This is a genomic window from Corallococcus sp. 4LFB (genome assembly GCF_046520365.1).
Taxonomy (GTDB): domain Bacteria; phylum Myxococcota; class Myxococcia; order Myxococcales; family Myxococcaceae; genus Corallococcus; species Corallococcus caeni.
Genome location: NZ_JBKGHJ010000419.1, coordinates 1 through 7,507 on the forward strand (window position 1 = coordinate 1; position 7,507 = coordinate 7,507).

Here is a 7,507-nt window from a genome sequence, read left to right on the forward strand (position 1 = left end):
GCGGGGGGCTGCTGCTGGGCGAGGGCGGCCCCGCCCTGCGGGCCATCCGCGACGTGGAGGGCGCCTCCGGCGCGGAGCGGGCCGCGCGCGTGAGCGAGGCGCGGCGGCTCATCAAGCAGGAGGACCCGGAGCAGCGCATCTACCTCCATGGGCGGCTGGAGGAGGCGCAGGGCAACTGGGGCGCCGCGATGACCCTCTACGCGCAGGCGGTGCGCAAGGACGGCAACGGCCGCGCGGAGTCCCGGCTCATCTCGCTGCTGAAGCACGAGCAGTGCGGTGTGCGCTCCGACGCGGCGGAGGCCCTGGGCGGCCTGCATCTGGAGTCCGCGCGAGGGCCGCTGGAGACGCTCGCCGACGACGGGGCCCAACGACGGCACGTCCGGGGGCTTCCTCGGCCTGAGCACCTGTGACTCGAAGAAGGCGGCCGCGAGCGCGCTCAAGCGCCTGGCCGCGAACTGACCTGCGAACCTGACCCGCCCTTGCCCGCGCAGGCCGTGGGCGGCGGGACGAGGCGACCGAACGTGACGAAGGTGAAGACGGGACTGGATGTGTGGGCCGCGCAGGGCTTCTTGGCGCTCAAGGGCAAGCGCGTGGGCGCCATCGTAAACCCCACGAGCGTGGACTCGCGCTTCCGCCACCTGGCGGACCTGCTGGCCGCCACGGACGGCGTGATGCTGGCGGCGCTCTTCGGGCCGGAGCACGGCATCCGCGGCGAGGCCCAGTACATGGTGGCCGTGGACGAGGCGCGCGACCGCAGGACGGGCGTCCCGGTGCACAGCCTCTACGGCTCCACCTTCGAGTCGCTCTCCCCGCGCCAGGAGTGGCTCAAGGGGCTGGACGCGCTGGTGTTCGACATCCAGGACGTGGGCAGCCGCTACTACACCTACGTCTACACCATGGCCCTGGCGATGAAGGCCGCCGCCCAGGCCCGCGTGCCCTTCTACGTGCTGGACCGGCCCAACCCGCTGGACGGGGTGACGCTGGAGGGCAACCTCGTGGGAGAGAGGTTCCGCTCCTTCGTGGGGCTGTACGCGCTGCCCAACCGCCACGGCATGACGGCGGGGGAGCTGGCGCGGCTGTTCAACGCGCAGGAGGGCTTCGGCTGCGACCTGACGGTGGTGCCGTGCGAGGGCTGGACGCGCGACATGTACTGGAGCGACACGGGCCTGCCGTTCCTGCCGCCGTCGCCCAACATGCCCACCGCGGACACGGCGCTGGTGTACCCGGGCATGTGCCAGCTGGAGGGCACCAACGTGTCCGAGGGCCGCGGCACCTGCCGGCCCTTCGAGCAGTTCGGCGCGCCGTGGGTGGACACGGACAAGCTGCTGGCGCGGCTGGACAGGGAGCGGCTGCCGGGCGTGGCCTTCCGTCCGGTGGGCTTCACGCCGACGTTCGACAAGCACCAGGGCCAGTCCTGCAGCGGGGCCTTCATCCACGTCACGGACCGCAAGGCGTTCAAGCCGCTGCGCACGGGCATCGCCATCGCCCAGGCGCTGCACGACATTGGCCCGGGGCACTTCGACTGGCGGGCGGACGCGTACGAGTTCGTGGACGACGTGCCCGCGTTCGACCTGCTGTGCGGCACCGACCAGGTGCGTCGCGGCATCGAGGAGGGCTGGAGCCTGGACCGGATGCTGGAGGGCTTCGAGCTGCAGGCGGAGGCCTTCCGCAAGCACCGCGAGCCCGCCCTGCTGTACGCTTCCGGGCGGTGACCCTCACGTGATTGGCGTCTTCTCCGATACGCATGGCGACCTGGACGCCTTCGACGCGGCCTATGAGTTGCTGCGGGCGAAGGGCGCGCGGCGCTTCCTCTTCGTCGGCGGGCGCTACACGGACCTGGATGAGTGGGTGCTGTGGCGCCGGAAGAAGGGCCGGGGCGGGCGCGAGTACTCCGACGCGGACTTCCTGGCGGACGTGACGCAGTGGCTGGTGGCGCCGCAGGAGGGCCTGTCGCGCACGCCCGCGTCGCGGGAGGCCCCCGCGGACCTCACGTCGGAGGACGACCGGCGGCTGGTGATGGAGCGCTTCGTGCGCGTGCCGGAGCGCGACTCGCTGGCGTACCGGGACCTCTCGGTGGCGAACAAGGCCATGGACCTGGTGGGGGACACGCTCTGCTGCGTGGTGCACGACAAGAACGACCTGGTGCGGGACGACCTGCTCAACGCGCAGGTGTTCATCCACGGCAAGGAGCCGGAGCCGGCGGTGGTGCAGATTGGCCCGCGCTACTTCGTGACGCCGGGCCGGCTGGTGGGGGCCGCGGAGCAGACGTGCGGCCTCCTGGAGAAGGCGGAGCGCAACCTGAGCTTCTCCGCGTTCCGGTTGGATGGGCACCGGGTGCTGCCGCCCCGGGTGCTGCAGGTCGACTCGCGCTCGACGAAGCTCACCGTCAAATAAGAGGCCCGCCGTGAAGGTCGCGCTGCTCGGAGGCTCGTTCAACCCGCCGCACGTGGGCCACCTGATGGCGGCGTCCTACGTCCACGCGACGCAGGGCGTGGACGCGGTGTGGCTGATGCCCACGTTCCACCATCCGTTCGGCAAGCAGCTGGAGCCCTTCGAGGCGCGCGTGCGCATGTGTGAAGCGCTCTGCCGCGAGACGTCCGGCTGGCTCCAGACGAGCCAGGTGGAGCGCGAGCTGGGCGGCGGCGGGCGCACGGTGGACACGCTGGCGTTCCTGGTGGAGCGCTACCCGGACACGCGGTTCTCGCTGATCATCGGCAGCGACATCCTGAGGGACCTGCCGAGCTGGAAGGACTTCGACCGCATCCAGCGGATGGCGCGCGTGCTGGTGCTCTACCGCGCGGGCTACCCGGCGCCGGACACGGTGGGACCGCCGCTGGCGGAGGTGTCCTCCACGCAGGTGCGCGACCAGCTGGCGCGCGGCCTGGAGCCGTCGGAGCTGGTGCCGTCCGCGGTGCTCGCGGTGGCGCGCGAGGAGGGGCTGTTCGGCCTGCGCGGCAGGTAGGCCCGTAGCTCAGAAGGTCAGAAGGTCAGCCCGATGAGGTGCAGGTCGCCGAAGCCGTCATCGAAGCGGTGGGCGTACTGGTAGAAGAAGGCGAGGGCGTAGGCCTGGCCCATGGTGAGCCGCAGCGTGGCGGAGCCGCCCACCGCCCCGTGGTTGTCCCGGTTGTCCGTGCGCGCGAGGGCCCCGAAGCCGTCCAGCTCCAGCTGGCTGACGAAGAGGGACGGCAGCAGCCACAGCGTGGAGGCCCAGCCGTAGTCGATGATGAAGCGGTAGCGGTAGCGCGCGTTGGCGATGAGCACGTTGCGCGCGCGGAAGGAGTGGTCCTCGTAGCCGCGCAGGTATTCGCTGAAGGCGAGCCCCGGCTGGAGCTGGAGGGGCAGGCCGCCGTCGGTGGTGCTGTCGCGGTTGATGAAGAAGGCCTGGCCCGGGAGGATGCCGCCGACCTCCAGGAGGCCGTCGGGCGCGCCGGGCAGGGCTCGGCCCACGACGGAGAGCTGGACGTTGTCCTTGCCGGTGAAGGGCAGGCCGCCCAGGTAGCCGTCCACGCCCAGGCGCACGTCGCCCACGGTGGACTCGAGCGCGAAGGCCTTCGGGAAGATGCCGCCGCTCGCGGACAGCCCCAGGCCGCGCTGGGTGCCGCCGTAGGACGTACCCTCGCCGGAGAAGTACGACGCGGCGACCTCCGGACCGATGAGGCGCGTGGTGAGGGCAGGCCGGCGATCCGTGGCGTCGAAGCGGCGGTCGAGCGCGAGCACGCCGAAGCTCACCGGCGTGGTCCAGAACGTGCGGGACGCGAACGCGGTGGCTTGCAGGTCCGTGCGATCGTCCTCGCGCAGGCGCGACGCGGAGACCTGGAGGTAGAAGGGCGACAGCAGCGCGTTGCCGTACGCGAACGACACGCCAGGCTGCTTCTCCTTCAAGTCGTAGGTGAGCGTGAGCGCGTAGGCGTTGAAGCCCAGCCGGTCCTGGCCCGCGATGGAGATGCCCCCCGCGAAGTACGGGTCCTCGCCGTCGACCTCGTTGGGGACCGTGTAGAAGTAGGGGACCCGGTAGTTCGGGATGAAGAAGCCCTCGAGCGGCGAGTAGGGCTCGTCGGTCAGCACGTCCACCGCGCGGCCCACGACGGGCGGAGGCGTCACGGGAGCGTCCACGTCCTGCGCGGGATCCACCGGCGGCGGAGGCGGCGCCACCTGTGCGATGGGGGCATCGGGAGGGGCCTGCGTGGGGGCATCCGTCTGGGCAGCGGGCTGACCCGGGAAGGCGACGAAGCCGTCCTGCGCGTCCGTGCTCGGGGAGGCCGGAGCAGATGGGGACTCCGCCGGGGGCACGGGTTCCGGAGCCGACGCGGTCGCGACGCTCTCGGACGGCGACGCCGGGGTCGCGCGCAGCTCCGCCAGGGCCTCGGCGAGGGGCGCGCGGTCCACGGTGAAGTTGATGCCGTCGCGGTTGAGGAACACGACCGCGTCCCCACCCACGGGCGCCGCGTCGAGCACCAGGAGCGGCGCGTCGGTGACGCGGGCGATGCGACGGGTGGACACCGTCATCACGTGCGCCTGGAGCCGGCCCTCGTGCTCCCGCAGGAACACGAGGTGGTCGTCGTCCAGCCACCGGGGCGAGTAGTTGAACAGCCCGTCCCGCGTGAGCCAGCGCAGCGAACCGTCCGGCTCGCGCAGCACCAGGTCCCAACCCTCCACGCCGGCCATGGGGAACACGTAGCGTCCACCGTCCGGTGAAGTGACGGGCGTGCCCAGCGCCGTATGCGCCTTGAAGTCCGTCAGCCGCTCGCGCTGGCCGGTCTCCAGGTCCAGCCGCACGAGGTTCGCCGCGTCGCCGCGCACCTCCACGAACACGTACGACTTGCCGTCCAGCGTGACGTCGCCGCCCATGCCCTCCAGGTCGCCCCACAGGCGCACCACGTCGCCCGTGCGCGCGTCCACCCGCCACAGCTTCCCGATGTAGCTGCCCACCGAGTCCACGTCCGCGCTGACCAGGTAGAGCCACCGGCCGTCGCGGCTGAACGTCATGCCGCTGACCAGCGACGGGCTGGCCACCACCCACCGGCGCCCGGGCAGCAGCTGCACCAGCGTGCGGCTGAAGCGCTCGCGGCCGTCGCGCTCGCGCACGGTGAGGTGGGTGAGCTCCTCGCGGCCCACGCTCAAGAGCGCGGTGCTGCCGTCGAGCGGGTTCGCGGCGAGCCGCGAGAAGTAGCCCGCCTCCCGCACCAGCACCTGCTGCGTGGCGGGGCGCTCGCGCGGCTGGAGGTCCTTCTGGAGGTGCTCCTCGAACTCGCTGAACAGCGACCCGATGTCCTTGCCGTACACCCGCTTGAACCGCAGCGTCACCGCGACGGGCGGGAACAGCGAGCTGCCCTGCTCGTCCACCAGCTTCCACAGGCGCTTCTCGCCGTACGTCCGGGCCAGGTACTCCACGAAGTGCATGCCGCTCAGGTAGTTGCCGCCGAACGGCTCCAGCGCGCGGTGCTCCGGGGACAGGTAGCCCGCGTTGAGCTCGCCGCGCCGGGCCTGCACCGCGCCCTCCCACCAGCCGCGCCACACCGGGCTGTGCGGCCGTCCCGTGTCCTTGCCCAGCCGGCCCTCGTAGTAGGTGGCCAGGCCCTCCAGGAACCAGGACTCGGTGAAGATGTTGGGCTGGAAGAGGCCGCCCGTGACCTTGTTGAGCACGTTCCAGATGCTGCCCACCTGCTGCATCTGCACGTAGTGGACGGACTCGTGACAGGCCACGTCGCCGATGTCCGTCTCACCCAGGCCCAGCAGGTTGAACTGCTCCAGCGTCATGTGCTGCGGCAGCACCAGCTGCTGCGGCGTGCTGGCGAACTCCGACTGGACGTACGCGTTGTTGAAGTCCGCGCTCGTCAGGTAGACGAGGACCCGCTTGCGCTCGGCCTTGCTCCAGGCGTCGGTGCGCAGCTGTTCCACGCAGCCCTCCATCCGGGCGGCCACCCGCAGCGCCGTCGCGCGCAGGTGCACCGGGTAGTACAGCTCCAGGGTGCGCGTGGTCAGCTTGTGCATCTCGTCGCGGGCGAACGACGCCTGGACGTTCTGCGGAAAACGGGGTGCGACGAAAGCACACCCGGATGTCAGCAGAAGGAGACACGCGAGGATGGCGGGCTGGCGGGCAGGCCCGCGAGAAGCTGACATGGTGGGCATCCTACCGACCACAATTCGTAGTCACGAACGCGTTTTTCACGGTAAGGGAACGCGTCGCCTTCCTCACAGGAATCTTTCCATGACCGACCCCGCCGAGCCCCAGGGGCTCCCCGTTCCGCAGCACGTCCACAACGCGCAGCTCCAGATTTCCGCCGCGCTGGAGAAGGCTGGCGGCGCGCCGGTCGACCTGACGAAGGCGCCGTGGGCGGACGTGGAGAAGGCGGTCATCCAGCTGCTGGGCGGCCGGTTCGACCCGAACAACCCCAACCACCAGGGCGCGGCGCTGGGCCTGGCGGGCGGCTTCGCGCTGCGCCTCATCTCCGAGCACCAGGCCTTCTGGTTCCCCAACCGGGACTCGCCCGAGGGCGCCTCGCTGGGCTTCCCCGAGGCCATCATCATGCTGTCCCCGTTCGGGGCGGTGATGGACGCGCTGGCGCAGGGCAAGTTGACGCGCCTGGACGACCTGGCCAGCGACATCCGCCGCTCGCTGGGGCAGGTGCGCTTTGGCGCCAACCCCGCGCAGGCCCTGGGCGGCGGTCAGCCCCAGAAGCTGGCGCCCCAGGACTACCAGCGCCTGTTCGACCCGGGCTTCCTCCAGTTCATCGTGGTGGATCAGGCCAAGGCGAAGCAGACGCTGGAGGCGAAGACGGACGCGCTGGCGCGCGACGTGCGCGACGCGCTGGGCCGCACCCAGCCGCCGCTGCCGCCGGAGGCCCGCCAGCAGTTCGAGGGGCAGATCGTCACGTCCCTGCAGCGCATGGAGCAGGGCAAGACGCTGGCGGAGCAGGCCGAGCGCGCCCCCCGCCTGGCGGAGCTGATGACGCACCTGGTGGCGACGGTGGGCGGCACGGGTTCGGCGCCGGAGGAGTTCTGGCACGACGTGGTGCTGCCGCTGCTGTTCATCGGCACGCCCGCGAGCTTCCCGCCGCTGGATGACGATGAGCTGGAGGCGTTCAAGCAGGGCGCGGATCCGCTGGCGCTCTTCGTGGACGTGGTGCCGCACTCGCACCGCGCGCCGGACGAGGGCCTGCTGGGCGCGTTCGAGATGTCCGAGATTGGCCTGGTGCACCCGGCCTTCCAGAAGGTCGGCGCGCTGCGCCTCATCCGCATCAACCCGGACCGGCTGAAGCCGCTGCTGGAGAAGTACGACCCGAACGCGACCATGGACGCGGTGCAGCGCTTCACGGAGCACGTGTCCAAGGCCGCGGGCCAGCCGGCCGCGGAGTCCGCGCAGGGCAAGGAGATGCTCCAGGCGGCGCTGACGCTGCTGGCGGACCTGAAGCGCTCCGTGTCGGTGCCGGGCGACGTCTGCCTGCGCCGCCTCACCGAGGCCGAGGCCGCCTCCGAGCAGGCCTGGCCACTCGTGCGCCGCGCGCTG

At 71.4% G+C, this 7,507-nt stretch carries 5 protein-coding genes and 1 pseudogene; 5 read left to right on the forward strand and 1 reads right to left on the reverse strand.

Features of this window, described 5'->3' with window-relative positions; all coding sequences use genetic code 11:
* The 4 genes and pseudogenes from ACLEQD_RS32520 to nadD all read left to right on the forward strand — a co-directional run.
* Positions 1 to 410: pseudogene (locus ACLEQD_RS32520) on the forward strand (hypothetical protein); the annotation flags it as partial.
* A 111-nt stretch (positions 411 to 521) separates the two neighbouring features.
* The gene (locus ACLEQD_RS32525) at positions 522 to 1,712 is read left to right on the forward strand and encodes an exo-beta-N-acetylmuramidase NamZ domain-containing protein (protein WP_410389381.1); all 1,191 of its coding nucleotides are present in this window, start codon (positions 522 to 524) and stop codon (positions 1,710 to 1,712) included.
* Between the two features lie 7 nt (positions 1,713 to 1,719).
* Entirely contained in the window at positions 1,720 to 2,394 is a 675-nt protein-coding gene (locus tag ACLEQD_RS32530) for a hypothetical protein (protein WP_410389382.1), read from the forward strand.
* A 10-nt stretch (positions 2,395 to 2,404) separates the two neighbouring features.
* Positions 2,405 to 2,962: a nicotinate (nicotinamide) nucleotide adenylyltransferase gene (gene nadD / locus ACLEQD_RS32535; protein ID WP_410389383.1), complete on the forward strand. Its 558-nt coding sequence runs from the start codon at positions 2,405 to 2,407 to the stop codon at positions 2,960 to 2,962.
* A 17-nt stretch (positions 2,963 to 2,979) separates the two neighbouring features.
* Here the strand turns inward: nadD and ACLEQD_RS32540 are convergent, their stop codons facing one another.
* Complete coding sequence (locus ACLEQD_RS32540; protein ID WP_410389384.1) at positions 2,980 to 6,120, reverse strand: hypothetical protein; 3,141 nt, start codon at positions 6,118 to 6,120, stop codon at positions 2,980 to 2,982.
* 88 nt (positions 6,121 to 6,208) lie between these two features.
* Here ACLEQD_RS32540 and ACLEQD_RS32545 point away from each other — a divergent pair.
* The coding region (locus ACLEQD_RS32545; protein WP_410389385.1) for a hypothetical protein at positions 6,209 to 7,507 on the forward strand (1,299 nt) is incomplete at its 3' end.